Origin of the sequence: Hydrogenophaga sp. NFH-34 (assembly GCF_021401345.1) — a bacterium.
GTDB classification, from domain to species: Bacteria; Pseudomonadota; Gammaproteobacteria; order Burkholderiales; family Burkholderiaceae_C; genus Hydrogenophaga; species Hydrogenophaga electricum.
The window spans coordinates 87,222-114,112 of the sequence record NZ_JACBGE010000012.1 but is presented as its reverse complement, the minus strand read 5'-3'; the positions used below and the strand labels follow the sequence as shown (position 1 = coordinate 114,112).

At 67.2% G+C, this 26,891-nt stretch carries 29 protein-coding genes; 24 read left to right on the top strand and 5 right to left on the bottom strand.

Translation table 11 applies throughout. The features are described 5' to 3' along the window. Positions 1-67 precede the first annotated feature (67 nt). Together fliD and L0977_RS13300 are read right to left on the bottom strand one after the other, a co-directional pair. Positions 68-1,486 (bottom strand): flagellar filament capping protein FliD, encoded by a 1,419-nt coding sequence (fliD, locus tag L0977_RS13305; RefSeq protein ID WP_234265338.1) that lies wholly within the window; start codon positions 1,484-1,486, stop codon positions 68-70. 146 nt (positions 1,487-1,632) lie between these two features. After that, the gene (locus L0977_RS13300) at positions 1,633-2,457 is read right to left on the bottom strand and encodes a flagellin N-terminal helical domain-containing protein (RefSeq protein ID WP_234265337.1); all 825 of its coding nucleotides are present in this window, start codon (positions 2,455-2,457) and stop codon (positions 1,633-1,635) included. 513 nt (positions 2,458-2,970) lie between these two features. On the opposite strand from L0977_RS13300, the gene flhD reads away from it, so the two are divergent. From flhD to L0977_RS13210, 18 genes are all read left to right on the top strand, one after another. Next, entirely contained in the window at positions 2,971-3,306 is a 336-nt protein-coding gene (gene flhD / locus L0977_RS13295) for a flagellar transcriptional regulator FlhD (protein ID WP_234265336.1), read from the top strand. 29 nt (positions 3,307-3,335) lie between these two features. Then, positions 3,336-3,872 carry a flagellar transcriptional regulator FlhC gene (flhC, locus tag L0977_RS13290; RefSeq protein WP_234265335.1) on the top strand — a complete coding sequence of 179 codons (537 nt, stop codon included), beginning with the start codon at positions 3,336-3,338 and terminating at the stop codon, positions 3,870-3,872. A gap of 150 nt (positions 3,873-4,022) precedes the next feature. Beyond that, on the top strand, positions 4,023-4,883 hold the full coding sequence (motA, locus tag L0977_RS13285; protein ID WP_234265334.1) for a flagellar motor stator protein MotA: 861 nt from the start codon (positions 4,023-4,025) through the stop codon (positions 4,881-4,883). A 44-nt stretch (positions 4,884-4,927) separates the two neighbouring features. After that, positions 4,928-5,896 (top strand): flagellar motor protein MotB, encoded by a 969-nt coding sequence (gene motB, locus L0977_RS13280; protein ID WP_234265333.1) that lies wholly within the window; start codon positions 4,928-4,930, stop codon positions 5,894-5,896. Between the two features lie 27 nt (positions 5,897-5,923). Continuing rightward, complete coding sequence (cheY, locus tag L0977_RS13275) at positions 5,924-6,298, top strand: chemotaxis response regulator CheY (RefSeq protein WP_234265332.1); 375 nt, start codon at positions 5,924-5,926, stop codon at positions 6,296-6,298. Positions 6,299-6,318: 20 nt separating this feature from the next. Beyond that, a complete protein-coding gene (locus L0977_RS13270) occupies positions 6,319-6,945 on the top strand; it encodes a protein phosphatase CheZ (RefSeq protein WP_234265331.1) in 627 nt (208 codons plus the stop codon). A 192-nt stretch (positions 6,946-7,137) separates the two neighbouring features. Beyond that, positions 7,138-8,298 carry an EscU/YscU/HrcU family type III secretion system export apparatus switch protein gene (locus tag L0977_RS13265; RefSeq protein WP_234265330.1) on the top strand — a complete coding sequence of 387 codons (1,161 nt, stop codon included), beginning with the start codon at positions 7,138-7,140 and terminating at the stop codon, positions 8,296-8,298. Then, positions 8,295-10,376 (top strand): flagellar biosynthesis protein FlhA, encoded by a 2,082-nt coding sequence (gene flhA / locus L0977_RS13260; protein ID WP_234265329.1) that lies wholly within the window; start codon positions 8,295-8,297, stop codon positions 10,374-10,376. The genes L0977_RS13265 and flhA overlap by 4 nt, the downstream gene beginning before the upstream one ends. Continuing rightward, positions 10,373-11,848: a flagellar biosynthesis protein FlhF gene (gene flhF, locus L0977_RS13255; RefSeq protein WP_234265328.1), complete on the top strand. Its 1,476-nt coding sequence runs from the start codon at positions 10,373-10,375 to the stop codon at positions 11,846-11,848. The genes flhA and flhF overlap by 4 nt, the downstream gene beginning before the upstream one ends. Continuing rightward, a complete protein-coding gene (locus tag L0977_RS13250; RefSeq protein ID WP_234265327.1) occupies positions 11,841-12,644 on the top strand; it encodes a hypothetical protein in 804 nt (267 codons plus the stop codon). The genes flhF and L0977_RS13250 overlap by 8 nt, the downstream gene beginning before the upstream one ends. A 4-nt stretch (positions 12,645-12,648) precedes the next feature. Continuing rightward, positions 12,649-13,365 carry an RNA polymerase sigma factor FliA gene (locus tag L0977_RS13245; protein ID WP_234265326.1) on the top strand — a complete coding sequence of 239 codons (717 nt, stop codon included), beginning with the start codon at positions 12,649-12,651 and terminating at the stop codon, positions 13,363-13,365. Between the two features lie 27 nt (positions 13,366-13,392). Further along, a complete protein-coding gene (locus L0977_RS13240) occupies positions 13,393-15,015 on the top strand; it encodes a hypothetical protein (RefSeq protein WP_234265325.1) in 1,623 nt (540 codons plus the stop codon). Further along, positions 15,009-16,349: a bifunctional cytidylyltransferase/SDR family oxidoreductase gene (locus L0977_RS13235; protein WP_234265324.1), complete on the top strand. Its 1,341-nt coding sequence runs from the start codon at positions 15,009-15,011 to the stop codon at positions 16,347-16,349. The genes L0977_RS13240 and L0977_RS13235 overlap by 7 nt, the downstream gene beginning before the upstream one ends. Positions 16,350-16,482: 133 nt before the next feature. Further along, positions 16,483-17,184, top strand: coding sequence for a methyltransferase domain-containing protein (locus L0977_RS13230; protein ID WP_234265323.1), 702 nt, complete (start codon positions 16,483-16,485; stop codon positions 17,182-17,184). 63 nt (positions 17,185-17,247) lie between these two features. Further along, positions 17,248-18,030, top strand: coding sequence for an NUDIX hydrolase (locus L0977_RS13225; protein ID WP_234265322.1), 783 nt, complete (start codon positions 17,248-17,250; stop codon positions 18,028-18,030). 69 nt (positions 18,031-18,099) lie between these two features. After that, positions 18,100-18,696, top strand: a complete 597-nt coding sequence (locus L0977_RS13220) for an NnrU family protein (protein WP_234265321.1) — start codon at positions 18,100-18,102, stop codon at positions 18,694-18,696. A gap of 71 nt (positions 18,697-18,767) precedes the next feature. Beyond that, positions 18,768-19,901 (top strand): PQQ-dependent sugar dehydrogenase, encoded by a 1,134-nt coding sequence (locus L0977_RS13215; protein WP_234265320.1) that lies wholly within the window; start codon positions 18,768-18,770, stop codon positions 19,899-19,901. A 30-nt stretch (positions 19,902-19,931) separates the two neighbouring features. Then, a complete protein-coding gene (locus L0977_RS13210) occupies positions 19,932-20,642 on the top strand; it encodes a haloacid dehalogenase type II (protein ID WP_234265319.1) in 711 nt (236 codons plus the stop codon). A gap of 64 nt (positions 20,643-20,706) precedes the next feature. Here the strand turns inward: L0977_RS13210 and L0977_RS13205 are convergent, their stop codons facing one another. The 3 genes from L0977_RS13205 to flgA all read right to left on the bottom strand — a co-directional run bounded on the left by L0977_RS13205 (position 20,707) and on the right by flgA (position 22,352). Further along, positions 20,707-21,081, bottom strand: coding sequence for a hypothetical protein (locus tag L0977_RS13205; RefSeq protein ID WP_234265318.1), 375 nt, complete (start codon positions 21,079-21,081; stop codon positions 20,707-20,709). A 23-nt stretch (positions 21,082-21,104) separates the two neighbouring features. Further along, the gene (gene flgM, locus L0977_RS13200) at positions 21,105-21,449 is read right to left on the bottom strand and encodes a flagellar biosynthesis anti-sigma factor FlgM (protein ID WP_234265317.1); all 345 of its coding nucleotides are present in this window, start codon (positions 21,447-21,449) and stop codon (positions 21,105-21,107) included. 114 nt (positions 21,450-21,563) lie between these two features. Beyond that, on the bottom strand, positions 21,564-22,352 hold the full coding sequence (gene flgA / locus L0977_RS13195; RefSeq protein WP_234265316.1) for a flagellar basal body P-ring formation chaperone FlgA: 789 nt from the start codon (positions 22,350-22,352) through the stop codon (positions 21,564-21,566). 180 nt (positions 22,353-22,532) lie between these two features. On the opposite strand from flgA, the gene flgB reads away from it, so the two are divergent. The 6 genes from flgB to flgG are packed head-to-tail and all read left to right on the top strand — an operon-like array spanning position 22,533 to position 26,865. Next, positions 22,533-22,934 carry a flagellar basal body rod protein FlgB gene (gene flgB, locus L0977_RS13190; RefSeq protein ID WP_234265315.1) on the top strand — a complete coding sequence of 134 codons (402 nt, stop codon included), beginning with the start codon at positions 22,533-22,535 and terminating at the stop codon, positions 22,932-22,934. A gap of 24 nt (positions 22,935-22,958) precedes the next feature. Continuing rightward, positions 22,959-23,363 (top strand): flagellar basal body rod protein FlgC, encoded by a 405-nt coding sequence (gene flgC / locus L0977_RS13185; protein ID WP_234265314.1) that lies wholly within the window; start codon positions 22,959-22,961, stop codon positions 23,361-23,363. Between the two features lie 15 nt (positions 23,364-23,378). After that, positions 23,379-24,041 (top strand): flagellar hook assembly protein FlgD, encoded by a 663-nt coding sequence (locus L0977_RS13180; protein WP_234265313.1) that lies wholly within the window; start codon positions 23,379-23,381, stop codon positions 24,039-24,041. A 37-nt stretch (positions 24,042-24,078) separates the two neighbouring features. After that, a complete protein-coding gene (flgE, locus tag L0977_RS13175) occupies positions 24,079-25,287 on the top strand; it encodes a flagellar hook protein FlgE (protein ID WP_234265312.1) in 1,209 nt (402 codons plus the stop codon). 34 nt (positions 25,288-25,321) lie between these two features. Continuing rightward, positions 25,322-26,062 (top strand): flagellar basal-body rod protein FlgF, encoded by a 741-nt coding sequence (flgF, locus tag L0977_RS13170; RefSeq protein WP_234265311.1) that lies wholly within the window; start codon positions 25,322-25,324, stop codon positions 26,060-26,062. Between the two features lie 20 nt (positions 26,063-26,082). Then, the gene (gene flgG, locus L0977_RS13165) at positions 26,083-26,865 is read left to right on the top strand and encodes a flagellar basal-body rod protein FlgG (RefSeq protein ID WP_234265310.1); all 783 of its coding nucleotides are present in this window, start codon (positions 26,083-26,085) and stop codon (positions 26,863-26,865) included. The last annotated feature ends 26 nt before the right edge of the window (positions 26,866-26,891 follow it).

Here is a 26,891-nt window from a genome sequence, read left to right as displayed (position 1 = left end):
AAAAAGGCCTGCGGCCGTGCCGTCCGCACCGCCACAGGCCTGCCGGAGCGCCTGTCCGCCGTCGGCGTCAGGACGACTTGTTCCACAGCGTGATCTGCTGTGACACAAAACTGCTCAACCCGTTGAACTTGGCCACCGCAGCGTCCATGGCGTTGTATTGCGCCAGGAAGCGGGCCTCGGCCCGCGTGGCCCGGTCCGTCACTTTGGTCTGCTCGTCGCTGTTGCGGGTGATGGCCTTCTGCAGCGCGTCGGAGCGGTTGGTCAGCGTGCCTTCGCTGTCGAGCAGGCCTTGCGCGAAGGTCTTTATCTTGCGGCCAAAGCCGTCGGACGTGGTGCTGCCGCTGTTGACCGTAAACAGGTTCTTGAGCCCGTCGAAGTTGCTGGTCAGCGCCTTGTCGAACTTGGTCGAGTCCAGGGTCATGGTGCCGCCGGTCTGGAGGCTGATGCCGATGTCGGCCAGGCGCGTGTAGCTGCCGCCGTCGGTGTACGACCGCATCATCGAGCGCAGGGCGTTCTGCAGCCCCACCGCGGTGGAGTCCCCCTGCAGCGTGCCGGCGGTCTGGGTCGCCTCGTCGTATTTGGTGGCGTTCGCCAGGGTGGTGTTGAGAGCGTTGTAGGCGGAGACAAAGGCCTGCACGTTGCTGCGGATGGTGTCGTTGTCGATCACGACGTTGATGGACACCGGTGAGGTCGTCACCTGCGACAGTTGCAGGGTCAGTCCGGGGACGGTGTCGGACAGCTGGTTGCTCGCCGTCTCGATGGATGCCCCGTTGATCGTGGCCAGCGCGTTTTGCGCCGACTGGGTCTGTATGGTGCCGGTCGTGCCGGAGCCATCGAAGGCCAGACGTGACAGCCCGCTGGCGTCGGCGTCGTTGCCGTCGTCGTCGCTGGCGGTGATGCGAAAGCCGTTGGCCAGCCCGGTGTCCTTGGCGTTGAGCAGCAGCCGCTCGCCATTGGCGTCCTTGAGCACGGTCGCGTTGACGCCGGCGCCGGCGTTGTTGATCTTGGCAGCGATGTCGGTGAGCGTGTCGGTGTCGGCGACGGTGATGTCCACCGCATCGGCGCTACCGGCCGCAAAGCTGCTGCCGCTCCACTGGCCAAGCTGGATCGACAGCGTGCCGCTGCCGATGGTCGCATCCGTGGCCACGCTGGTGGAGGTGGTGGTCTGGCTGCGGGCCAGTTGCTGCACCTGCATCGACAGCGTGGTGGGCGTGGCGCCCGCCGAGGCCTTGACGCTGATGGCCGCGCTGTTGGAGGACGTGGCCGACGCCGCGTTCCAGCCGCTGGTGCCGGCCAGTTTGGCAGCCGCGTCACCGAGGGCCGACACCTGGGACTTGATGGTGCCGTAGAGCGAGAGTTTGGTTTTGAGGGAGCTGGCCTGGGTCTGCAGCGGGGCCAGCGGCGCCTTCTCCAGCGCCACCAGTTGGGAGACGATGGACGAGACATCGAGGCCGCTGCCAATGCCGGGGGATGAAATCGTGGCCATGGGGGCTCCTCCTCAGGATGAACGCACCGCACGCCGGGCGGCATGCGGTCTGCACATCCCGCTGCAAGCGGGAAGGCGGCCAGGCACCGGGAGGTGCCGCCGCCTGAACGGCGCGGCCGAAGCCGCGCCTGGGGATGGGGCCAGGATCAGCGCAGGAGCGACAGCACACCTTGCGGCAGCTGGTTGGCCTGGGCCACCATCGCCGTACCGGCCTGTTGCAGGATCTGCGTGCGCGACAGGTTGGCCGTTTCGACCGCGAAGTCCGCGTCCATGATCCGGCCGCGCGAGGCTGCCTGGTTTTCCGACGCCACCTGCAGGTTGGAGATCACCGATTCAAAGCGGTTCTGCGTCGCACCGAAGGTGGCGCGGGCCGTGGTGATCTCGTCGATGGCCGCATCGAGGTTGTCCATGGCGGCCAAGGCGTTGGTGGCGCTGGTGAGGTCGCCACCCACGACCGCGGTGATGCCCGAGCCTGCGGTCAGGTTGGTCGTGTTGATGCTGATCTGGTCTTGCGACACGTTGTTGGCGCCCACTTGGAACTGCAGGCCGGCGGAGGTGTTCAGCAGGTTGGTGCCGTTGAACTTGGTGCCGGTCAGCACGCGGGTCACTTCCTTGGCCAGTTCCTGGTATTCGGCGTCCAGGTTGGCGCGGTCGGTGCCGGAGTTCGAGGCGTTGGCGGCCTGAACAGCCAGTTCGCGCATGCGTTGCAGCGAATCGCCCACCTTGCCCAGCGCGCCTTCGGCGGTCTGCGCCAGGGAGATGCCGTCGTTGGCGTTGCGGATGGCCACGTTCATGCCCTTGACCTGGGCGTTCATGCGTTCGGCGATGGCCAGGCCGGCCGAGTCGTCCTTGGCACTGTTGACACGCAGGCCCGAAGACAGGCGTTGCATCGAGGTGGCGAGCGAGCTGGTCGTCGAGGCCAGGTTGCGCTGCGCATTGAGGGACATCACATTGGTGTTGATGGTGCTCATCGTTAACTCCTAAGAACAGAACAAAAGTAATCCGGCATCGCTGCCCATCTCAACGCCAGCCCCCTGTGGACTGGCCGCCATGACCGGAAATGCTGGAAGCGCCTGCCGGTTCGGCCCTGGGACCACTGACCGTCTCGCCGCTTCGCTTGCCGGACGACGAACCTGTTTAGAAGTTCGTTGAGTTCAATTTCGGAGGCCCGGCCATATTCTTTAGTGCCTGTGTGTGTGGCTTTGCACGAAAAAGGCGGCTTCCGGGGGCGCTGTTCGGTTCTTTCGGTGGGTGCGAGCTCTGTCAGGCGAGGGCATTGCAGGGGCGCGGACGGGGCCGGAGTTCGCGCCCGGGTGAATGCCTTGGTTGTAGGAAAAAGGCTGACAAGGTGTCGGTATCCGGATGACGACGGGAACAGATGTTTCCCGATTCAAGTTTTTTTACCGGCCGACACAATTACACACAACAGGCAAGCAGATGTAAGCAAATCGCCCATCTCCCGCCTGACCCTCTAGGAGAGACTCATGAACAGCGAACAACTTCTGGCCGAGATCCGCGAAGCCAACCTGACCTACCTGATGTTGGCGCAGAACCTGATCCGTCAGGACCGTGCCGAAGCGCTGTTCCGCCTGGGCCTGACCGAAGAAGCCGCCGACATGCTCGCCATGCTGACCACCGCCCAGCTGCTCAAGATCGCTTCGACCAACATGCTGCTGTGCCGCTTCCGCGTCGACGACGACCTGGTCTGGAACCTGCTGACGAACCACAACGTCAAGAAGGTGGACAACGCCACGACGACCCAGCTGCACGCCAACATCCTCATGGCCGGCCGTTTCGCCGACTCCATGGCCGCTCACTGAGTGGCTAGCACGGGTACACGGAGGACACCATGGCCACCAAAAGCATCCTGAACGAGTCGCGCGACATCGAACGCGCGGTGGCCCTGATCCAGCTCGGCGCCCGCCTGCAGGTGCTGGAGTACGAGACCAGTCTGTCCTACGAGCGCCTGTTGCGCCTGTACAAGGAAGTGGCGGGCAAGAGCCCGTCCAAGGGGCAACTGCCGTTTTCGACCGACTGGTTCCTGACCTGGCAGCCCAATATCCACGCCTCGCTGTTCCTGAACATCCACGAATACCTGTCCAAGGCCAGCGAGCTCGAAGAGATCGACACGGTCATCAAGGCCTTCCGCCTCTACAGCGAGCAGACCCAGGCCAGCCAGATCGAGCCCCTGTTGTCGATCACCCGCGCCTGGCGCCTGGTGAAATTCGTCAACAGCGGCATGCTGACCCTGACCAAGTGCTCGTGCTGCGGCGGCCACTTCGTGACCGAGCCCTACGAAAATGCCCGCCAGTTCGTCTGCGGCCTGTGCGAGCCACCGGCGCGAGCGGGCAAAGGCAGCGCCTCCGGCGGCCTGCGTTTGCACTGAAACCCGGCTTCAAAGCCCAAAAAGGACCCGCTTGCGGGTCTTTTTTGCGTTCACGGTGGCCCTCAATCCCTCCTAGAGTCGGTCGATACGAAAGGCAGTGGCCGTGGCAGGGGTGTCCTCCTGGGCCTGCAACCTCACTGAACTACACACATGTTTGCCATCGTCGGTCTGTTGTTCTCGATGATCTGCGTCTTCGGGGTGTTCATCGCCCACGGGGGCAACATCGGGGTGGTGCTCAAGGCCTTGCCCTTCGAAATGGCCACCATCATGGGGGCCGCGCTCGGTGCCTTCCTGGTGGCCAACCCCATGAAAGTGGTCAAGCAGTCGCTCAAGGGCATCGGCCAGTGTTTCAAGGGCAGCCGCTTCACCAAGGCCCGTTACATGGAGCTGCTGGCCCTGATGTTCGACATCCTGCAGAAGGCGCGCAAGGAAGGGCTGATGGCGATCGAGCAGGACGTGGAATCGCCCGAACAGTCGCCCCTGTTCAAGAAGTACCCGACCATCTCGGCCGATCACCACGTGGTCGAGTTCGTGACCGACTACCTGCGCATGATGGTGTCGGGCAACCTCAACGCCCACGAGATCGAGTCGCTGATGGACGCGGAAATCGAGACCCATCACCAGGAAGCGCACGCTCCTGTGGCGGCACTGACCCGCCTGGCCGGCGGTCTGCCGGCCTTCGGCATCGTGGCGGCCGTGCTGGGCGTGGTCAACACCATGGGCTCGGTCGGGCAGCCGCCAGCGGTGCTGGGGGGCATGATCGGCTCGGCCCTGGTCGGTACCTTCCTCGGGATTCTGTTGTCCTATGCGGTGTTCGAGCCGTTTGCCGGCATGCTGGAGCAGAAGGTGGAAGAGGCGTCCAAGGAATTCCAGTGCATCAAGACCACCCTGCTCGCCAGCATGCAGGGCTATGCCCCCTCGACGGCGATCGAGTTCGGGCGCAAAGTGCTGTATTCCGATGTGCGCCCGACCTTCACCGAGCTCGAAGGCCACGTCAAGGGCAAGAAGTGACGGGGACCCATCTGTAACCGCGGCGAACCGACAGGGGATTGCACATGGCAGGCGACGGCAAGAAGCTACAGCCCATCATCATCAAGCGCATCAAGAAGGGCGGTCACGCGGCCCACGGCGGGGCGTGGAAGATCGCGTACGCCGACTTCGTGACCGCCATGATGGCCTTCTTCCTGATGATGTGGCTGCTGGGCTCCACGTCCAAGGGCGATCTGCAGGGGATTGCGGACTACTTCAACACGCCGCCGCTGGTCACCCTGATGGGCGGCGACGGCACCGGCAACAGCGAGAGCGTGCTGCCCGGCGGTGGGCGCGACCTGAGCCGGGCGGCCGGTCAGGTCGATGGCGGCGACGCCCAGCGCGCTGAAAAGGTGCGGGGCGCCCAGATGGCGCGGGCCGAACTGGCGCGGCAAGATGCCATGCGCATCGACGCGCTGCACGCCAAGATCCGCGACCTGGTGGCCAACAACCCTACGCTGCGCGACTTCGGCGGGCAGATCAAGCTTGAACGCACCGCCGACGGTCTGCAGATCCAGATCGTGGACGACCAGAACCGGCCGATGTTCGACGTCGGCTCGGCGGTGGTGAAACCCTATATGCGCGACATCCTGCGCAGCATCGGCGCCGGGCTGACGGACGTCGAGAACCGCATCGCGCTGGCCGGACACACCGACGCCACGCCCTATGGCAGCGGCGACCGCGGCTACAGCAACTGGGAGCTGTCTTCGGACCGCGCCAACGCCTCGCGCCGCGAACTGGTGGCCGGCGGCCTGCCGGACGACAAACTGGTGCGGGTGGAGGGCCTGGCATCGAGCCGGCCCTACGATGCGGCCAACCCGGGCGCGGCGGTGAACCGGCGCATCAGCATCCTGGTGATGACCAAAGAGGCGGAAGAAAGGCTGACACCGGCCGATTTGCCGCCGGCCGCGGGGCCGCTGCCCCTGTCATTCCTACAGAACCACGTGGAAGTGCCGAAACCACGAGAAGAGTTCGAAACGGTCAAAAGCCGTTGAGATCACCCGCCTTGCCCGGAGCTCCTGATGAAATTCCTGATCGTTGACGACTTCTCCACCATGCGCCGGATCGTGCGCAACCTGCTCAAAGAGATCGGTCACAACGACGCCGACGAGGCCGAAGACGGTGCCATTGCGCTGAACAAGTTGCGCGAAGGCAACTTCGGTTTCGTGGTGACCGACATCAACATGCCCAACATGAACGGCTTCCAGCTGCTGGCGGAAATCAAGAAGGACGATGCGCTCAAGCACCTGCCGGTGCTGATGGTGACGGCCGAGGCGCGCAAGGAAGACATCGTGCAGGCCGCCCAGGGCGGCGCTGCGGGCTACATCGTCAAACCCTTTACCAAGGCCACGCTGGAAGAAAAGCTGGCCAACATCTTCAAGAAGATGGGCCTCTGAGCCCTACGGGAGACGCAGCCATGGATGACGACAAAGACACGGGGGCCGCTGGCAATCCCGAGATGTTCCAGCGTCTGGGGGCCATCACGCGGCAACTGCACGAAGCCCTCAAGGAGCTGGGCTACACCGACAAGCTGATGGGCACGGTGGACCAGTTGCCCGACGCGCAGAGCCGCCTGCACTACATTGCGCGCCTGACCGGCGAAGCCGCGGAAAAGGTGCTCAATCACGTCGACAAGGCCAAGGCCGAGCAGACCCTGATCGCCGAGCGCGGCGAACAGCTCGCGCGCACCATCGCCAGCGTGCCGGGCCTGGCCCGCGCCATGCCGGAGCTGCTGGTCTGGTCGAACGAGGTGGTCGAGAGCAGCCGGCGCTGCGACGGGCGGCTGACCGAAATCATGATGGCGCAGGATTTCCATGACCTCACCGGGCAGGTGATCAACCGCGTGGTCATGCTGGCGGCCACCATTGAAGAGCAGTTGCTGGCGCTGCTGCTGCAGGCCGCGCCAGGGGGCAAGCCCGGACAGGACAAGGCCATCGAGCTGCACCCAGGCCTGGGCGGTCCGGTGGTCGACCCGGCCAGCCGCACCGACGTGGTCAGCAACCAGGAGCAGGTGGACGACCTGCTGGCCAGCCTGGGGTTCTGAGCAGGCCGGGCGGTTCCGGCCGAGCACGCGGTGCTGCTGCCGTCGCATGCAGGCGGCGGATCAGCCATCGCGCGGGCATAGCAGGATCAGGGCGCTGTGCGCCGGAAAAACGGCCCGGACAGGGCCTTTATTCCCCTTTAGTTTTGGCGCCTCGCTTCCACAATCGGTCGCATCGCTTGATGAGACCGCATCATGGAAGGCTCCAGCCAGGACAAAAACCTACCGGCCACCGCCAAGCGCCTGAAGAAGGCGCGTGACGAAGGGCAGATCGCGCGCTCGCGCGACCTCGGACACTTTGCGGTCCTGGGCGGTGGTGCGGCCGTGTTCATGGCGCTGCTGCCGTCGGCTTTCGCGGCGCTCAAGGCCGGCATGGCGCGGCAATTGCATTTCGACCACCAGGCGCTGCTGGTGCCGCAGACCATGCTGGAGCGCCTGACCGACGGGGTTGGCCGCGCCTTGCTGCTGTACCTGCCGCTGGGCCTGCTGGTGCTGGCGCTGGCGTTGGGTGTGGCCTTCGCGTCCGGGGCCTGGACCCTGTCGACCAAGCCCCTGGTGCCGGACCTCAAGCGGCTCGACCCGCTGGCCGGCATCGGTCGGCTTTTTTCCAAACAGCAGCTGTTCGAAACTGTCAAGCTGGTGGGCATGGCGGCGGTGCTCGGGGCTGTCGGCTGGCAGTTTCTCCAGAGCCATCTGCAGCCGTTCGGCAGCCTGCTGATGCAGCCGCTGGAAGGCGGCCTGGGTCAGCTCGGGTCCTGGCTGTCGCTGGGCGTGGGCTTTCTGCTGCTGACGGTGGCGCTGTTCGCGGCGGTCGATTTCCCGATGCAGAAATTCCTGCACGCGCAGCGCCTGCGCATGTCGATGGACGAGGTCAAGCGCGAGCACAAGGAAAGCGAAGGCGATCCGCACATCAAGGGCAAGCGCCGCCAGCGCCAGCGCGAGCTGGCCATGCGCCAGAGCATCACGCGGGTACCCGCCGCCGATCTGGTGGTGATGAACCCGACCCACTACGCGGTCGCCATCCAGTACGACGATGCCACCATGAACGCGCCGCGCGTGATCGCCAAGGGCGCCGACCTGCTGGCGCTGAAGATCCGCGACGTGGCCAAGTCGGCCCAGGTGCCGGTGCTGGAGTCGCCCATGCTTGCACGGGCCCTGTTCGCGCACGCCGAGATCGACCAGGAAATTCCGTCGGCCCTGTACACCGCGGTGGCCCAGGTGCTGGCCTATGTCTACCAGCTCAAGGCCGCGCTCGCGGGCCGTGGCGTGATGCCCGGCGCCGTGCCCACGCCGCAGGTGCCGCCCGAGCTGGATCCGCACAACAAGAAAAAACCCAACACCGGGGGTGACGCATGAACGCGCAACTGCAGCGTGTCCAGCAATGGCTGGAGCAGAACGCCGCCTGGGCCAAGGGTCTGGCCGCACCGCTGCTGGTGGTGCTGGTGCTGTCCATGATGATCCTGCCGATGCCGGCCTGGATGCTGGACACCTTCTTCACCTTCAACATCGGCATGGCGCTGGTGGTGATGATGGTCGCGGCCTACATGAAGCGGCCGCTCGACTTCTCGGTGTTCCCGACGGTGCTGCTGCTCACCACGCTGCTGCGCCTGTCGCTGAACGTCGCCTCGACCCGGGTGGTGCTCATGGAAGGGCACACCGGACCGGCCGCTGCGGGGGCGGTGATCGAGGCCTTCGGCCACTTCCTGATCGGCGGCAACTTTGCCGTCGGCCTGATCGTGTTCGCGATCCTGGTGGTGATCAACTTCATCGTGATCACCAAGGGGTCGGAGCGGATCGCCGAAGTGTCGGCGCGCTTCACCCTGGACGCCATGCCCGGCAAGCAGATGGCCATCGACGCCGACCTGAACGCCGGCATGATCGACGAGAAAGAGGCCCGGCGCCGCCGCACCGAGGTGGGCGAGGAGGCCGAGTTCTTCGGCTCCATGGACGGTGCCTCCAAGTTCGTGCGCGGCGACGCCATCGCCGGCATCTTGATCCTGTTCATCAACATCATCGGTGGCCTGATCATCGGCATGGTCCAGCACGGGCTGGGCGCGGGCGAAGCGGCGGACAGCTACATCCTGCTGGCGGTGGGCGACGCGCTGGTGGCCCAGGTGCCGGCGCTGCTGATCTCGGTGGCCGCCGCCATGGTGGTGTCGCGTGTCGGCAAGGACGAAGACGTCGGCGTGCAACTGGTCGAGCAGATGTTCATGTCCTCGCGCGTGCTCGGCATCACCGCCGCCGTGCTGGCCCTGCTGGGCGTGATCCCGGGCATGCCCAACCTGGTCTTCCTGCTGTTTGCCAGCGCGCTCGGGGCGCTCGCCTGGTGGCGCTTCAAGGAAGAGCGCAAGCCCCCGCCCAGCGACGAGACGCCGGCCCCCGCCAGCGACGGCGAGGCCACCTGGGACGACCTGCAGCCGGTCGATTTGCTGGGCCTGGAGCTGGGCTACCGCCTGATCGCCATGGTCGACAAGAGCCGCCAGGGCGATCTGCTCACCCGCATCAAGGGCGTGCGCAAGAAGTTCGCGCAGGAGGTGGGTTTTCTGCCGCCCGCGGTGCATGTGCGCGACAACCTGGAGCTGCACCCCAGTGCCTACCGCATCACCCTGCGCGGCGTGGTGGTGGGCGAGGGCGAGGTGTTCCCCGGCATGTTTCTGGCGATCAACCCCGGTGGCGTCAACATGCCGCTGATCGGCACCCCCACGAAAGACCCCGCTTTCGGCCTGCCCGCGCACTGGATCGAAGAACGGCAGCGGGAGAGCGCGCAAATGGCCGGTTTTACCGTGGTTGATTCCGAGACCGTGCTGGCGACCCATCTTTCACACTTGATGCAAGTCCAGGCCGCGCGCTTGCTGAGCCGGACGGAGACCCAGGACCTGGTCGAACACGTGACACGCCTGGCCCCGAAACTGATCGAGGAAGTCGTGCCCAAAATGGTGCCCATCCCCACGTTCCAGCGAGTGTTGCAGTTGCTGCTGGAAGAGGGTGTGCACGTGCGCGACATCCGCACCATCGTCGAGACGCTGGCCGAAAACGCCGGTGTCGTCACCGACCCGCAGGAACTGGCACGCCGCGTGCGCATCGCCCTGGCCCCGGCCATCGTCCAGCAGATCTACGGCCCGGTCAAAGACCTCGAAGTGATCGCCATCGAGCCTGGTCTGGAGCGGCTGCTGATGCAGGCACTGGCCGGCACCAACGGCACGTCGCTCGATCCCGGCGTGGCCGAAATGCTGAGCAAGTCGGCCACCGACGTGGCCAACCGGCAGGAAGAGAAGGGCGTGCCCGCCTGCCTGCTGGTGCCCGACGCCATCCGCACCGCCATGGCCCGCCTGCTGCGCCGCGCCGCGCCGCGCCTGCAGGTGCTCGCCCACAGCGAAATTCCTGAAACCCACCTCATCCGTATCGGCCCGATTCTTGGGGAGCTTGCAGCATGAACATCCAGCGTTTCACCGCCTCGACCTCGCGCGAAGCCATGGCCAAGGCGCGCAGCACCTTCGGCGAGAGCGCCGTGATCCTCTCGACGCGCTCGACCGAAGACGGCTTCGAGGTGATGGCGGCGGCCGAAGAGAGCCTGAGCGCGCTGGCACCTGCGCCGCGCCAGATCAGCACCCAGGCCGCCGCGCCGGCCCCGCAGTCGCCTGCCGTGGCCGATGTCGAGGACGACACCGCCACCATGGCCATGAGCACCCTGTCGTTCCAGGACTATGTGCGCGAGCGCATGCTGCGCAAGCGCCGTGCGGCCCAGGGCGCGGAAGCCCCGGAGGCACCGGTCGCGCCCCAGCGCGCCGAAGCGCCGCGTGCCGCGCCCATGCCGGCGCCCGAGCGCCAGCCGATGTCGGCGCAACGCCTGGGCGATCTGGGCATGGCATCGGCCCAGGTGCCGCCGCCCATCCGCACCCGTCCGGCTGCGCCGAGCTGGGAAGAACCGGTGGTGGCCGCGCCCTCGCTGGGAGCGGGTGACCACCGCATCTCGGAGGAACTGTCGGCGCTCAAGGACATGATCGAAGAGCGCTTCAACACGCTGGCCTGGCTGGGCTCGTCCAAGCAGAACCCGATCCAGTCGAACCTGATGCTCAAGCTCATCCGCGCCGGCTTTTCGCCCACCATGTCGCGCGCGGTGCTTGAACGCATGCCGGCCGAGCTGAGCCCCGCCGAGGCGGTGCGCTGGGTCATGGACGTGCTGGCGCGCAACCTCAAGATCGCGGCGCCCGGGGCCGGCCTGGCCGACGAAGGCGGGGTGGTCGCACTGATCGGCGCCACCGGCGTCGGCAAGACCACCACCGCCGCCAAGCTGGCGGCCCAGTGCGTGCACAAGTACGGCACGGCCAGCGTCGGGCTGATCACGCTCGACACCTACCGGGTCGCGGGCTTCGAACAACTGCGCGCCTACGGCCGCATGCTGGGCGTGGTCGCGCACCAGGCACACGACCGCGCGGCGCTGGTCGACCTGCTGAACCTGCTGGCCGGCAAGCGCATGGTGATCATCGACACGGCCGGCCTGGGCCAGCGCGACCAGCGCATCCAGGAAATGCTCGACCTGCTGGACATGCCGGCGATCAAGAAGACGCTGGTGCTCAACGCCGGCGCCCACGGCGACACGTTGGACGACGTGCTGGTGGCCTTCAAGGCCAGCACCCTGCACGGTGTGGTGCTGTCCAAGGTGGACGAGGCGGTCAAGCTCGGCCCGGCCGTGGACGCGCTGATCCGCCACCAGGTGGTGTTGCGGGGACTGGCCAACGGCCAGCGTGTGCCGGAAGACTGGTCGGGTGCCGACGCCGCCGCCCTGGTCCGGCTGTCGCTGGGCAGCGAGGGCAAGTCGGCCTACGACCCCCGTGCCAGCGAAATGGGTTTTTACTTTGCGCAGTCCTCCGCCCGTGGCATCGACCTCGGAGGTGCCTATGTTTGAGCCCGGTTTCGACCAGGCGGCCGGATTGCGCACCCGCCGGCCCGGCTCGCCGGTGGTGATGCCGGTGGCCAGTCCGGCCCAGCCGGCCCGCGCCTACGAATTGCTGTGCCAGCTCTCGCTGCAACTGGCCGCGGCCGGCCGGCATCCGGTCGTGCTCGACGGCAGCGCCGCCGAATCGCTGCAACGCCGCAGCGGGCCGGACGGCAGCCACCTCGGCCTGCTGCACCTGCTGCAGGACCCGTCCATCGCCAACCTGGAGCGCCCGACCGGTGGCGGCGAATGGCTGGTGCTGCCGGCCGCCCGTGGTCTGGAGCGCCTGCAGGAAACCGCCCGTGCCGGCGGCAGCCGGCCCGCCCTCACACGGCTGCTGGCGCCGTTCGGCGACGGGGCCGCGCTCCTGCTGCTGGCGCCCGCGGCCACCCTGGCCACGCTGTTCCGCGATCTGGAAGCCCGCGTGCTGGTGCCGGTGCTGGGGCTCGCCCAGTCCAGCATCGATGCCTACGGCGCGCTGAAGCTGCTGCGTTCCCAGGGGCTGGCGCCCGTGCTGGCGCCCCTGCCGGACGAAGGCGCGCCCGACGTGCTGCACAAGGTGCTGGACACCGTGACCGATTGCGCCCGGCGCCATCTCGACTACGATGCCGAGGTGTGGCCGGCCGCTGCATGGGGAACCCGGGTGCAGGAATGCGCACTGGGCCGGCCCAGGGACCTTCGGGTGACACCCGGCACACCGGACGCTTCGGCCCCGGTGTTCCGGGGCTGGCAGCCCGGTGGCGTGGCCGGCACCCAATGGAGTTGAGGACATGTACACCGCCAAAGGCACTCTCGATCGCGACGACCAACTGCGCAAGTACAGCCCGCTGGTCCGGCGTCTGGCGCACCACATGATCGCCAAGCTCCCGCCCAGCGTGGAGCTCGACGACCTGATCCAGGTCGGCATGATCGGCCTGACCGAAGCCATCGCCCGCTACGAACCCTCGCAAGGCGTGCAGTTCGAAACCTTTGCCAGCCAGCGCATCCGCGGCGCGATGATCGACGAACTGCGCGACGGCGACTGGATGAGCCGCGGCTCGCGCAAGAGCCAGAAAGAAATCGAACAGGCTGTGCACCGGCTGCAGCAGAAGCTCCACCGCGCACCGATGGAAAGCGAGATCGCGCAGGAACTTGGCATGGGTCTGGCCGATTACCAGACCCTGCTGGCCAAGGTGCGCGGCACGCAACTGGTCTACCTCGAAGACATCACCGGTCAGGGCGATGACGACGAGAGCTTCCTCGACCGCCACATGGGCGACACCGAGGCCGACCCGGCCGCGATGCTGCAGGACCAGCGCATGCGCATGGCCCTGGTGGAAGCGATCAAGAACCTGCCCGAGCGCGAGCAGCACATCATGTCGATGTACTACGAGCACGACATGAACCTCAAGGAAATCGCCGCCGTGCTCGGGGTGACCGAGTCGCGCATCTGCCAGTTGCACAGCCAGTCCATTGCCCGACTGCGCGCCAAGCTGCGCGAGCATTGAGCGCTGCCGTTGCGCCAAGGAGTCTCCATGTACGTCTTATCCCACGAGGCCGAGCGGCTCCAGCTCATCGACCGGCTGCTGCAGCAGAAAGACCATGCCTTTCTGGAGCGCGTGACGGTCGATGAAGTGGGGAGGGGGCTGCTGGACGCGCAAACGCTTCAGGCCGCGCGCGCGCTGCGCCTGCCGGCGACCGTCATTTACCTGGCGACGCTGGGCATCGAAAACCTGCCCGCCCCGGGTGACCGGCCGGTCTGGCTCGCGGCGTACCAGTCGCTGGGCCGGGGTCAGGCCAGCGAGGCCCTGGCGCGCCTGCCAGAGCGCCTGCCCCTGAAATGGGTCGTGCGCCAGTTGCTGGCGGCCACGGCCCCGGACACCTCGACCCTGCGCAAATGCAAGGGGCAGGCCGGCGACTGGCTGGCTGCGGCCGAGTTGGCGGTCGACCACGCCCGTTTTGATCTCCTGGAAGCGCTGATCGCGGACGGTGAGCGCCGCAAGCAACCCCTGATCGACTGGCTGAACCTCACCAAGTCGCTGTTCGTGCGCCACCAACTGCTGGGGCGCCAGGCCGATCCCGAGCCCCTGGGCCGGTGCTATGAGCGCATCCGCGCGATGCTGCCGACGCACAGCCTGCCGCTCGTCAACTCCCGCAGCCGCCTGGCGCTGTATGCCAGCCAGTGTTACCTGCAGGCGGGCAAGCCTGCGGCCGCCATCGCCATGGCCGACCAGGCCAAGGCGCCGCAGGACACGCTGCTGCGCCTGATCGATCTGGCCAAGGCGCACTGCCATGCGGGCCAGCTCCAGCAGGCCCTGGTCTGGCTGGACCAGCTCATCGCCCAGGTTGCCGTGCCCGAGAAGCTGGCGGAGTTCAAGGCCGAGCGCGAGACCCGGGAGCTCGACGCCGAGGCGCCGGCCAAGTTCGACCCGATCGAAGCCTCGCAGGCGCTGGTGGCGCTGCAACAGACGCTGGAGCCGGTGGGCCAGAAGGCCTTTCTGGTGTCGGGCACGCTGTTGGGTTATGCGCGCGAGGGCCAGTTGCTGGCCCACGACAAGGATGTCGACGTCGGCATCATCGGCTGGGAAGACCAGTTCACCGTGATCCATGCGCTGCTGCAAAGCGGTGCTTTCGCGGTGGACACGCGCCGCATCGGGGGCGCGCAGACCTACCACATCCCCATCAAGCACCTGGCCACCGGTGTCAGCATCGACATCTTCATCTACCACCGCGAAAACGGGAAGCTGGTCACGGGCGTGCAGTCGTACTTCGGCTACCTGCAGAAATTCGCCTTCACCCCGTTCGAGCTGAAGTCGGTCCAATTCCTGGGCATTCCTTTCCACGTACCGGACGATGTGGAGCGCAACCTGGCCGAAAACTTCGGCGACTGGCGGGTGCCTGATCCGGGCTACATCTCGCATCTGGAGTCCCCTTCCACGGTGGACGTGGGCGGTGAGGTCTATCAGGTGGTCGGGCGCCTGCGGGCGCTGGAAGCGATCAAGGCTGGGCAGGTGGACAAGCTCACGCGGGTGATCGATCTGATGCGGGCGCACCGCTCACATCCTGGCGGCATGGGCGAAGACACCCTGCAGCGCCTGGGTTGGGTGCGCGACACCCTGGCCGCCGAAATCCCGCACGAGGTGGCCGAAGCATGTTGAACGACTTCGCTTTCGTGCTGCTGGCTGGCGGCAGCGGGACGCGCCTGGACGCGCCCGTGCCCAAGCAGTTCATTCGCGTGGCGGGCAAGACCATCCTGGAGCACAGCTACGCCTGCCTGGCGTCTTTTGCCCCGCAGGCACGCATCCTGATCACGGTGCCCGCGGACTCGCTGGAATTCGTGCGCGAGATGTTCAAGGGCACGCCGGCCGAAGTCATCGTCGGGGGCTCGTCGCGTCAGGACTCGGCCTGGGCCGCGCTGCGGCACCTGAAGGACGCCGCACCCCGGCACGTGATCCTGCACGATGCGGCGCGGCCGTTTCTGGATCACCAGATCATCCACGAGGTGGTGGCGGCGCTGCAGACCTGCGACGCGGTCGACGTGGCCATCAAGACGGCCGACACCATCATCGTCGAGCGCGACGGCTTCATCCAGAACATCCCCAAGCGCGACCACATCTTCCGTGGCCAGACGCCGCAGGGTTTCCGTTATGCGGCGCTGCTCCAGTGCTACGAGGAGCTCGGCCAGGAAAAGCTCGGTGGCTTCACCGACGACTGCGGCATCTACCTGGCCTGCAATCCGCTGAGCCCGGTGCGCATCGTCAAGGGCAGCTCGGAGAACATCAAGATCACCGACGCTGTCGACCTGGTGCTGGCCGACGAGCTGTTTCGCATCCGGCAGCAGCGGCGCTCGCCCAACCTGTCGGGGCTCGATTTCAAGGGCCGCCACGCGCTGGTGTTCGGCGGCAGCCTGGGCATCGGCAAGGCCATCGTGCAGGTGCTGGAAGAGGCTGGCTGCATCGTGCGCAGCCTCTCGCGCCGCAACGGCTGCGACGTCGCCGATCCGGCCCAGGTGGCGGCGGCGCTGGCCGCTGCGCAGGCGGACTGGGGCCGGGTGGACCACGTGGTGAATGCCGCGGGGCTGCTCATGAAAGGCCCGCTGGCGACGCAGTCGGCGCAGGACGTGGCCCAGCAGGTGGCCGTGAACCTGCTCGGGGCGCTCAACGTGGCGCAGTGCAGCCACGCGGCGCTGAAGGCGTCGCGCGGCATGCTGCTGCAGTTTTCGTCGTCGTCGTTCACCCGTGGCCGCGCGGAGTATTCGGCGTATTCGGCATGCAAGGCGGGCGTGGTCAACCTCACCCAGGCGCTGGCCGACGAGTGGATGGCCGACGGCATCCGGGTCAACTGCATCGTGCCCGGCCGTACCGACACCGCCATGCGCCGCAGCAACTTCAGCGGCGAGGATTCGCGCACCCTGCTCAGCCCGTACGAGGTGGCCCTGACGGCCGCCAAGCTGATGAGTTCCAACGATACAGGAGTTGTCGCCCGTGTCTGAAATTCCTACGTCCGAGGCGGCCGCTGCCGCAACCCAGGCGGTTGAGCCCGATGCCGGACCGTGTCCCGTGTGTGGCGGCGAGGTCTTTCGCCAGCACTACGTCTGCCGGGTACGACCCCATCAGGGAAAGGCCATGACGGGTTGCCACTGCCAGACCTGCGGTCTGGTTCGTTTTCCCGAAAATGTCGCGGTGTTTTTCAGGGACATCCGCAAGGACAGCATGGGTGGTTCGTTGCGTGCACTGCGTAACGCCAACGACGAGCGGCCCGGGCGTGAGTTCTACATGGCGGAGATGGGTATCGAGGTGCTTGACCGCCCCACTGCCGAGGTCAGTTTTTTCGGCTCGGGCATGAATACCGATTGGCGCTGGCTGGAGAAGCGGTTTCCCCAGGCCAAGACCAAGCTGACCGATATGGAGAATTTCCAGGAAGCCGCCAACTTTGAGCCGATTGCCGACGCCACACCGTCCGATGTGGTGATTGCCTGCGAAGTGATCGAGCATTTCACCGAGCCGGTGGCGCACTTCGCTTCGTTGCTGCGGCTGGTGAAAGACGACGGCATCCTGATCTGCAGCTCCAACATCTACGATGGCACCGACATCAACCTGCACCAGTACCCGTTCGAGAATGGGCACGTCGCGTACTGGACCCCGCTTTCGCTGGTGAAAGTGGCATCCGATGCGGGTTTTTTTGTGGACTTCCGTACGCCCGAAATGGGCCTCACCCGGGGCGGTCCGCGCAAGAAATACATCATCTTCTACCGCCAGGTCGAGACGCTGTACCGCATGAGTCTGTACTTCGGCACCCACATGTTCGCGCCCTCCGAGAAGACCTGAACGCCTGACCGGCCTGTCGGCGACCGGACAGGTGGTCGCCGGGGCCGCTGCCACAATCCCGGCATGGCCATCCCGCTCAACGCCGAAGTCGTTCTGACCCCACCCCTGCCCGCTGCCACCGTGATGGTGGTGCGCGATGCCTCCGACGGTCTGGAGGTGCTGCTGATCCGCCGCCATGTGCGCTCCGGCGTGCTCGGTGGCGTGCACGTGTTTCCCGGCGGCAAGCTCGATGCGGCCGATCACCACGCCCCGGACTGGCTGGGCCTGCGTGCCGCTGGCGACTGGCACGCCGCCCTGGGCGAGCCCGACCTGCCCCCCGGCGTGGCGGTGGCGCTGTACGTGGCGGCGCTGCGCGAGACGGCCGAAGAGTGCGGCCTGCGGCTGGACCCGGCGCAGCTGTTGCCGTGGTCGCGCTGGATCACCCCGCGCCAACCCTCGGTCACCAACAAGCGCTTCGATACGCGCTTCTTCGTGGCCCCGGCTCCGGCCGGGCAGACGGTGGTGCACGACAACCACGAGGCGACGGAGGCGGTCTGGACCACGCCGCGCCAGGCCTTGCAGCGCTACTGGGACGGCGCCATCGATCTGGCGCCGCCGCAGATCATGAGCCTGGCCGAACTGGCGCGGCTGCCGCGTGTGGCCGATGCGCTCGCGCTGGCCGGCACCCGCCGCCCGCCTTGCATCGAGCCCGAACCCTTCGACGACGAAGGGGGCCAGCGCGTGATCTGCTACCCCGGTGATCCGCGCCACCCGTTGCCGACGCGGTTGTGGGCGGGGCCGACGCGGCTGACCCACCGCAACCAGCGTTTCGAACCCGAAGGTGGTCTCGCAGCCCTGCTGGACTGATCCCGCCCCAGGGCGTGGCGCGGTCACGCGCTCGCGCTACAGTGGGGCACCGAACCAGGAGCCCCACGCATGATTCCACTGATTCTTGGCCTTGTCTTGTTTCTCGGCGTGCATTCGATCGGCATCGTCGCGCCTGCTGCGCGCCAGCGCTGGATCGCCGGCCGGGGCGAAGGTGCCTACAAAGGCCTGTATTCGCTGGTGGCGATCGTGGGCTTCGGGCTCATCATCTGGGGCTACGGCCTGGCCCGCGAAACCCCGGTGCTGCTCTACAGCCTGCCTGCGGGCATGCGCCATCTGGCCGCCCTGCTGATGCTGCCGGTGTTCGTGCTGCTGCTCGCGGCCTACCTGCCCGGGCGCATCCAGCGGCGGACGCGTCACCCCATGCTGCTGGCGGTCAAGCTCTGGGCGCTGTCGCACCTGCTGGCGCAGTCGGTGACGGGCGGTAGCCTGGCCGACGTGCTGCTGTTCGGCGGCTTTCTGGCCTGGGCCGTGGCCGACCGCATCGCGGTGCGGCGGCGTGAGGCGGCCGGCCATCCGCGGGCGGTGCCGGCCTTGCCCGCAGGGCGGGCCAACGACGCCATCGCCCTGATCGGGGGCCTGGCCCTGTACGCCGTCTTCGTGTTCTGGGCCCACGCGGCGCTGATCGGGGTGCGCCCGTTCGGCTGAGCCGCGTGCGCGGGAACCCCTGCGCGGGGGCGGGGTCAAGCCGGTATCTTGTGTGGCCGGAGTCCATGCCCATGCCCCTGTCCCGTCTTGCCTTCCATGGCGGCCTGTTGCTGGCCGTTGTCCTGAACACGGTGCCCGCCCGGGCCCAAGACCTGCCGGCGCTGCAGGTGGAAACCGTGGCCCGCGGGCTGGTCAACCCCTGGGGGCTGGCTTTCCTCGGCGATGGCCGGATGCTGGTGACCGAACGCCCCGGGCGCTTGCGGCTCATTGACGCCGACGGCCGGGTGGGGCCGCCGCTGGACGGCGTTCCCCGGGTGGCAGCGGGCGGGCAGGGTGGTTTGCTCGACGTGGCGGTGGACAGCGGCTTTGCCACCAACCGCACCGTGTACCTGTGTTACGCGGAGCCGGCGGCCGAAGGGCCGGGCCATTCCACGGCGCTGGCGCGGGCGCAACTGTCGGCCGACGCCCGCCGCTTGGAAGCGGTGCAGGTGATCTTCAGCCAGCAGCCCAAGACCGACAGCCGGCTTCATTTCGGCTGCCGCATCGCCGAGGCGGCCGACGGCACGCTGTTTCTCACCCTGGGCGACCGCTTTTTCCGCAAGGACGATGCGCAGACCCTGGACAACCACCACGGCAAGGTGGTGCGCATCCGCAAGGACGGCAGCGTGCCGCCCGACAACCCGTTTGTCGGCCAGGCCGGGGCCCGGCCCGAGATCTGGAGCCTGGGCCACCGCAACCTGCAAGGCGCCGCCATCGGCCCGGACGGGCGCCTCTGGACCAGTGAACACGGTCCGCAAGGGGGCGACGAGATCAACCGCCCCGAAGCCGGCAAAAATTACGGCTGGCCGGTCATCACGTATGGCGAAAACTACGGTGGTGGCCCGATCGGTGCCGGTCTCACGGCACAGCCGGGGATGGAGCAGCCCCTGCACCAGTGGACCCCGTCGATCGCGCCGGCCGGCATGGCGTTTGTGACCAGCGACCGTTACGGCCCGGCGTTGCGCGGCAGCCTGCTGGTGGCATCGCTCAAATTCCGCTATCTGGCCCGGCTGCAGCTCGACGGCGCCCGCGTGCTGCGGGAGGACCGCCTGCTGCCCGACATCGGCGAGCGCCTGCGCGACGTGCGCCAGGGCACCGACGGCTTCCTGTATGTGCTCACCGATGAGCGCCAGGGGCGCGTGCTTCGCCTGCTGCCTGGCCCTTGAGGGCGGTGGCGGGTGTCTATGATGACCGGCATGAACATGCCTGCCGCCCAGCCCCGTCTGATCGTCTTTGATGTTTTCGGCACCGTCGTCGACTGGCACGGCAGCATTGTCAAAGAAGTGAGCGAACGCTTCCCTTCGGTGGATGCCAATGGCTTGGCACTCGCCTGGCGCGCCGGCTACCAGCCGGCCATGCAGGGGGTGCGTTCGGGCGCGCGCGGCTGGGTGCGCCTGGACGTGCTGCACCGGGAAATTCTGGATGGCCTGCTGCCCCGTTTCGGCCTGGGGGGCCTGAGCGAAGCCGAGAGAGCCGATCTCAACCGCGTCTGGCACCGTCTCGATCCCTGGCCCGACAGCGTGGCCGGGCTGACCCGTTTGCGCAGCCGTTTCACCATCGCACCGCTGTCGAACGGCAACCTGGCCTTGCTGACCGCCATGGCCAAACGCGCTGGCCTGCCCTGGGACTGCGTGCTGTCGACCGAGGTGTTCCAGGCCTACAAGCCCGATCCGCGCACCTACCTGGGGGCGGTCGAGGCCTTCGGTCTGCAGCCGGGCGAGGTACTGATGGCCGCGGCCCACCAGGACGATCTGGACGCTGCCCGCTCCCACGGCCTGATGACCGCCTACGTGGAGCGGCCCTGGGAATTCGGGCGCCAGCGGCCCAAGGACGTGACGCCGTCACCCGACAACCAGTGGCATGCCCGCGACATCGGGCATCTGGCGGACCAGTTGCTGGGCACCTGAAAACACCGAGGCCGCCCGAAGGCGGCCTGTGGCTGCCCACAAGGGGCGGGCTGGTGACCGGGGGTCAGGCGCTCAGGTAGGCGTGGCCCGCACCGCCGGTGGACGAACGGGCGGCGCCCGCCAGGGGGCGGCCGTAGGTCGGGGCTTGCGACGGCATCAGGCTCTGGATGGCGCGCTGGTTCTGGGCGGCGGCGCGCATCACGGCCTGCCGCAGTTGGCCGAAGCGGTGCGCAGCCTGGGTCATTTCCAGGCGCAGCAGGCTGCCCGGCACACCAAATTCAGCGGTCGGCGGCGCTTTCTGCAACACCCCCTGCACATGGGTGCTGGCGCGTTCGACCGCGTCGGCATCGCCCCGGAGCAGGGCGGATTCGAGCGCATCCAGGCCGACCTGCAGCGCCACGGTCCAGGGATGCCGGGGGGTGGACTGCGAAGGGGGCATGGGGCGCTCCTGGTGAAGGGGTATCAGCCGCGCTGGCCGGCGCTGAGCATTTCGGCAGCGTTGGACAGCAGCTTGTCGGCAATGGCTTCGGGGTTGGCTTTGAAGCTGCCATCGGCGATGGCGGCTTTCATGGCCTCGACTTTTTCGGTGTTGAAGACCTCGCTGCCACCACTCGAACCGGCGCCAGACAGGGCCTGGGTGGTCGATGCCGACAGCGAAACGGTCACACCAGGCGCAGCCGGACGGGCCGCAGCCCCCGCAGCGGCAGCGGCTTCGGCGCCCGCGTTGGGACGCTGCTCGGCGGCCTTCTGGGGGCCGCCGGCCACGGAACCGATGTAGGAATCCGGGGTTGATGACTCGATTTTCATGGCACTCTCCATGACCCCAAAAGGGGCGTTTGGAAAGACTATCGGCGAATTGAAGGGCGACTTTAGGTCTTTTTTCGGGATGCGGGGCGGGAATGGATGCTAAGGGCTTACCGCTCAGAGCTGGACTTCGACCGTCTGGCTGTCGCGCACGGTGCCGCTGATGACTTTGCCACCGGCCAGCCGGACCCGCACCAGTTGGCCCGTGACGCCCACGCCCAGGGCCTGGCCGGTGACCACGACCTCCAGCGCGCCGGCGCGGGTGGAGACGCGGACCTGGGTGCCCGGGGCGAAGGCCGGGATCGGGCGCACCATGTTCTGGCGCAGGGTCTGGCCGGCCGACAGGGCGAAAGCCGCCTGCTGGCCCTGCCAGAGACCGGGGTCGGCCAGCACGCTGGCGGGATGCTCCGCCCAGTCGATTTCGGCCAGTTCGGCGTCGTCCTGAACCAGGGCGGTGCCGGCCGGCACGGGGCGCTTGAGCACCCAGGCCGGGCCCCAGGCCTTGACGGTGACCGGCAGGAACACGTTCCAGCGCACCGGACCTTCGAGGCAGCGCAGGCCGATCCGGCTGCGGCCCCAGAGCCGGGTGCCGGGTGGCAGATAGGGTTCGATGCGCTGACAGGCGGTCAGGCGCAGGCGCGAGTCGAGCTGGCCCACGATCACCTCGGGGCGCAACTGGGCGTTTTCGAGGCCCCCGGCAGACAGGGCCGGTTCGAGCCAGTCGCGCGCGATCTGCTCCAGCCCTGCCAGTTCACCCGTGGCGGCCACGGGTGCGGCGGGGACCAGGGCGCCTTGCGCCCGCGCGGGCGATGCCAGGGCGGCGGCCAGCAGCACACCGCCCAGCGCCAGCCAGGCAGCGGCGCGGCGCGCGGTGCTGACAGAAAGGGGAGCTTGAACGTGGACCATGCCCTCAATGTAGGACGGGTCCGGGCGCCACAAAGCAGCGAAATGCCCGGCATTGCGGCGCCTTTTTCCGGGCTTGCGGGCCCTCAAGTTTTCCCATACTTGGTCGCATGCGGGTCGCGCTGCGCCGGAAAACCGGTCACTGGCGGCCCATGTCCCGAACCCTTTGGACCGGAGGTGTGCATGTTTGAACAGATGACCGCCCGCATGGACTTCCATGCCCAAGCGCTCATGCTGCGTGCGCAGCGCCAGCAGGTGCTGGCGAGCAACATCGCCAATGCCGACACCCCCGGGTACGTGGCGCGGGACTTCGATTTTGCGGCCGCGCTGAAGAATGCCCAGAGCGGCGGGCAGTTGGGCACGGTGGCGTTGACCGACGCGCGCCACATGAGCCTGGGCGGCAGCGATCCGCTCAAGCCGCGTCTGGCCTACACGGTGCAGACCGAACCCAGCCAGGACGGCAACTCGGTCGATCTGGACCGCGAGCGCGCCAACTTCGTCGACAACAGCATCCGCTACGAGTCCACGCTGCGCTTCATCAACGGGCATGTGAAGACCATGCTCAGCGCCATCACCGGCCAGTGACGGCGCGCAGCCAGGAGATTTTCCATGTCCATGTTCTCCATCTTCAATGTGTCGGGCAGCGCCATCAGCTCCCAGGCACAGCGCCTGAATGTGGTGGCCAGCAACCTGGCCAACGTCGACGCCGTGGCCGGCCCCGACGGCCAGACCTACAAGGCCCGCCAGGTGGTGTTCCAGACCGTGCCGTTCGGTGATGTCGGCAGCGCGGGCGTGAAGGTGCAGACCATCACCGAAAACGAAACCCCGGGGCGCCGCGTGTTCAACCCGCAGCACCCGAGCGCGGACGCCGAGGGGTATGTGACGCATTCCAACGTCAATCCGGTGGAGGAGATGGTCAACATGATCTCGGCCTCGCGCTCCTACCAGAACAACGTCGAAGTCATGAACACCGCCAAACAGCTGCTGCTCAAGACGCTGCAGATGGGCCAGTAACCAGGAGCCATTGCCATGACCATGCTGACATCTGCCCTCGACCTGAGCAACCTCGGCACGACCGTGGGCAGTACCACGGCCAAGACCTCGAACAACGCCACCGACGCGCAATCTTCGCAGGACCGCTTTCTGAAGTTGCTGGTCGCCCAGATCAACAACCAGGATCCGCTCAACCCGATGGACAACGCGCAGATGACCTCGCAGATGGCGCAGATCAACACGGTCAGCGGCATCCAGCAGCTCAACGACACGCTCAAGAGCATGGCCTCGCAGTCGGCCGGCATGCAGGGCGCCGCGCTCATCGGCCGCCATGCCCTGGTGGAAGGCAACACCCTGGCTTTCGACGGTACCACGGGCACCGGGGCCTACAACCTTGCCGCCGACGCCAAGACCGTCGAGGTCGACGTGATCGGCAGTTCCGGCCAGGTTCTGGAGACGCTCAAGCTGGGCGCCCAGGGTGCGGGCCAGCACACCTTCGACTGGGACGCCGGCAGCATCGATCCGACCACCGTGACCAAGTTCGTGGTGCGCTCCGTGGCCGACAACGGCGACGCGGTCGCCAACACCGCGCTGTCGCCCCAGAAGGTCGATTCGGTGAGTTTCGCCAACGGTGCGATCACGCTGCAACTGGCCAACGGACGTGCCGTGGCCTACACCCAGGCCCGCGGCTTCATGTGAGCGCGACCCTTTCTTTCCCTTCCTCAAGGACAACACCATGGCTTTCCAGCAAGGTCTCTCCGGTCTGAACAGCGCCAGCCGCAATCTGGACGTCATCGGCCACAACATCGCCAACGCCAATACCGTGGGCATGAAAGCGTCGCGCGCCGAATTCGGTGAGCTCTACGCCAAGTCGATCAACTCGTCCGGCGGCGCCAACGCCGGCATCGGCGTGACCGTCTCCGCGGTCACGCAGCTCTTCACGCAAGGCAACATCACCGTCACCGGCAACGACCTCGATGTCGCCATCAACGGCAACGGCTTCTTCGAAGTGAAGATGCAGGACGGCACCATGGCCTATTCGCGGGCCGGCATGTTCAAGCTCGACGCCGCGGGCAACATCGTGACCGGCGACGGCGCCCGCCTCATGGGCTACCAGACCGACACCAATGGCGCCCGCACCGGCTTCGACACCGTGCCGCTGAGCCTGCCCACGGGCGGGGTGATCACGGCCAAGACCACGACCGGCATCGCGGCCGAGCTGAACCTGGACGCCCGCTCGCCCATCGTGCCGAACACGTCCACGCCCTTCGGCACCTACAGCACCTCGCTGACGGCCTTCGACGCGCAGGGCATCGAAATCCCCGTGGGCTTCGTGTTCGAGAAGACGGCCAACAACACCTGGAACGTCTACACCAGCGTCAACGGCTCCGACCCGGCCGCCTCGACGCCGTTCCAGCTGAACTTCCTGGCCGACGGCACGCTGGACCCGGCCACCGTGGTGCCGCAGCTGCAACTGGCCTCGCCCAACGACCCGACGCAGACCTTCATGGTCGATCTGGACTTTTCCGCCGCGTCGCAGATGGGGCTGGACTACGCCGTGACCGATCTGTCGCAGGACGGCTACCGCCCGGGTGAACTCACCAGCCTGAGCATCGGTGACGACGGCATCATCACCGCGCAGTATTCGAACGGACAGACCCAGGCCGCGGGCCAGATCGCGCTGGTGAACTTTCGCAACGTGCAGGGCCTGTCGCCCAGCAGCGGTGGCTACTGGACGGCCACCTACGCGTCGGGCGAGCCGGTGCGCGGTGCACCCGGCGAAGGCAAGCTGGGCTACCTGCGGGCCGGTGCGCTGGAGGACTCCAACGTCGACCTCACCGGCGAACTGGTCAACCTGATGACCGCGCAGCGCGCCTACCAGGCCAACGCGCAGACCATCAAGACGCAGGACCAGATCATGAGCACGCTGCTCAACATGCGCTGAAGCAGGCTGAACCCCGGCGCTTTCGGAGACCCGTATGGACCGCATGATCTACACCGCCATGACCGGCGCCAACGCCGCGCAGTATCGCCAGCAACTGCTGGCGAACAACCTGGCCAATGCGTCCACGCCCGGGTTCCGCGCCGAGTTGGCCACGTTCCGCGCCGTGCCGGTGCGCGGCGACGGGGCCAGCACGCGGGTGTTCGCGCTGGAAGCGACGGCGGGGCATTCCGACGCGCCCGGACCGGTCAACCCGACCGGGCGCAGCCTCGACGTGGCAGCCCGCGGCGGCGCCTACTTCGCGGTGCAGGGGCTGGACGGCACCGAGGCCTACACCCGTGCCGGGGCGTTCGAAGTGAATGCCGAAGGCTTGCTGGTCACCGCGAACGGCCTGCCCGTGCTCGACCAGGGCGACGCCCCGATCAACATCCCCCAGGGGGCCAAAGTCGACATCGGCGATGACGGCACGATCACCACGCACGTGGGCGACCAGCCCGCGCAGGCGCTGGGCCGGCTCAAGCTGGTCACGCCCAACGATCTGGACCGCATCGCGCGCAGCGAAGACGGTCTGTTCCGGCCCACGCAGGGCGCACCGCTGCCGGCCGACAACCTGGCGCGCGTGCAGGGTGGGGCGCTCGAAGGCAGCAACGTCAACGCCATCGAGGCCATGGTCGGGATGATCGCCGTGGCCCGCCAGTTCGAAGCCCAGATGCGCCTGCTGCAGAACAGCGAAACCAACGACCGGGCCGCGGCCCAGCTGCTCAGTCTCAACGGCTGAAGCCCTCCCAGGAGAACACCATGATCAATTCGCTCTGGATTTCCAAGACCGGCATGCAGGCCCAGCAGACGCAGCTGGACGTGATTTCCAACAACCTGGCCAACAGCTCGACCAACGGCTTCAAGCGCGCCAATGCCGTGTTCGAAGACCTGATGTACCAGAACCTGCGCCAGGTCGGTGGCGCGGCCACCGAGCAGAACAACCTGCCTACCGGCCTGCAGCTGGGCCTGGGTGTGCGCACCGTGGCCACTTCGCGCTCGTTCACCCAGGGCAACCTGCAACAGTCGGGCAACCAGCTCGACATTGCGGTCAATGGCAACGGCTTCCTGCAGGTGACCATGCCCGACGGCAATATCGGCTACACCCGCGACGGCAGCCTGCAGGTCGATGCGCAGGGCCGCCTGGTCACCGCCAACGGCATGCCCATCGCCGGCGACATCACCATCCCGGCCGAGGCGCAGAGCGTGACGGTCGGCGCTGACGGTGTGGTCACCGTCAAGCTGCCGGGCAATGCCCAGCCGCAGCAGGTGGGCAACATCGAACTGGCCGGCTTCGTCAACCCGGCCGGCCTGGAGCCGCTGGGCCAGAACCTCTACGCCGAGACGGTGGCTTCGGGCAACCCGATCAACGGCGCGCCGGGCACCGGCGGGCTGGGCAACCTGATGCAGGGTTACGTCGAGACCTCCAACGTCAACGTGGTGCAGGAGCTGGTGACCATGATCCAGACCCAGCGCGCCTACGAAATGAACTCCAAGGCCATCCAGACTTCCGACCAGATGCTCCAGCGTCTGTCGCAGCTGTGAGGCCTGTCGCCCCCGATCCAAGGAGC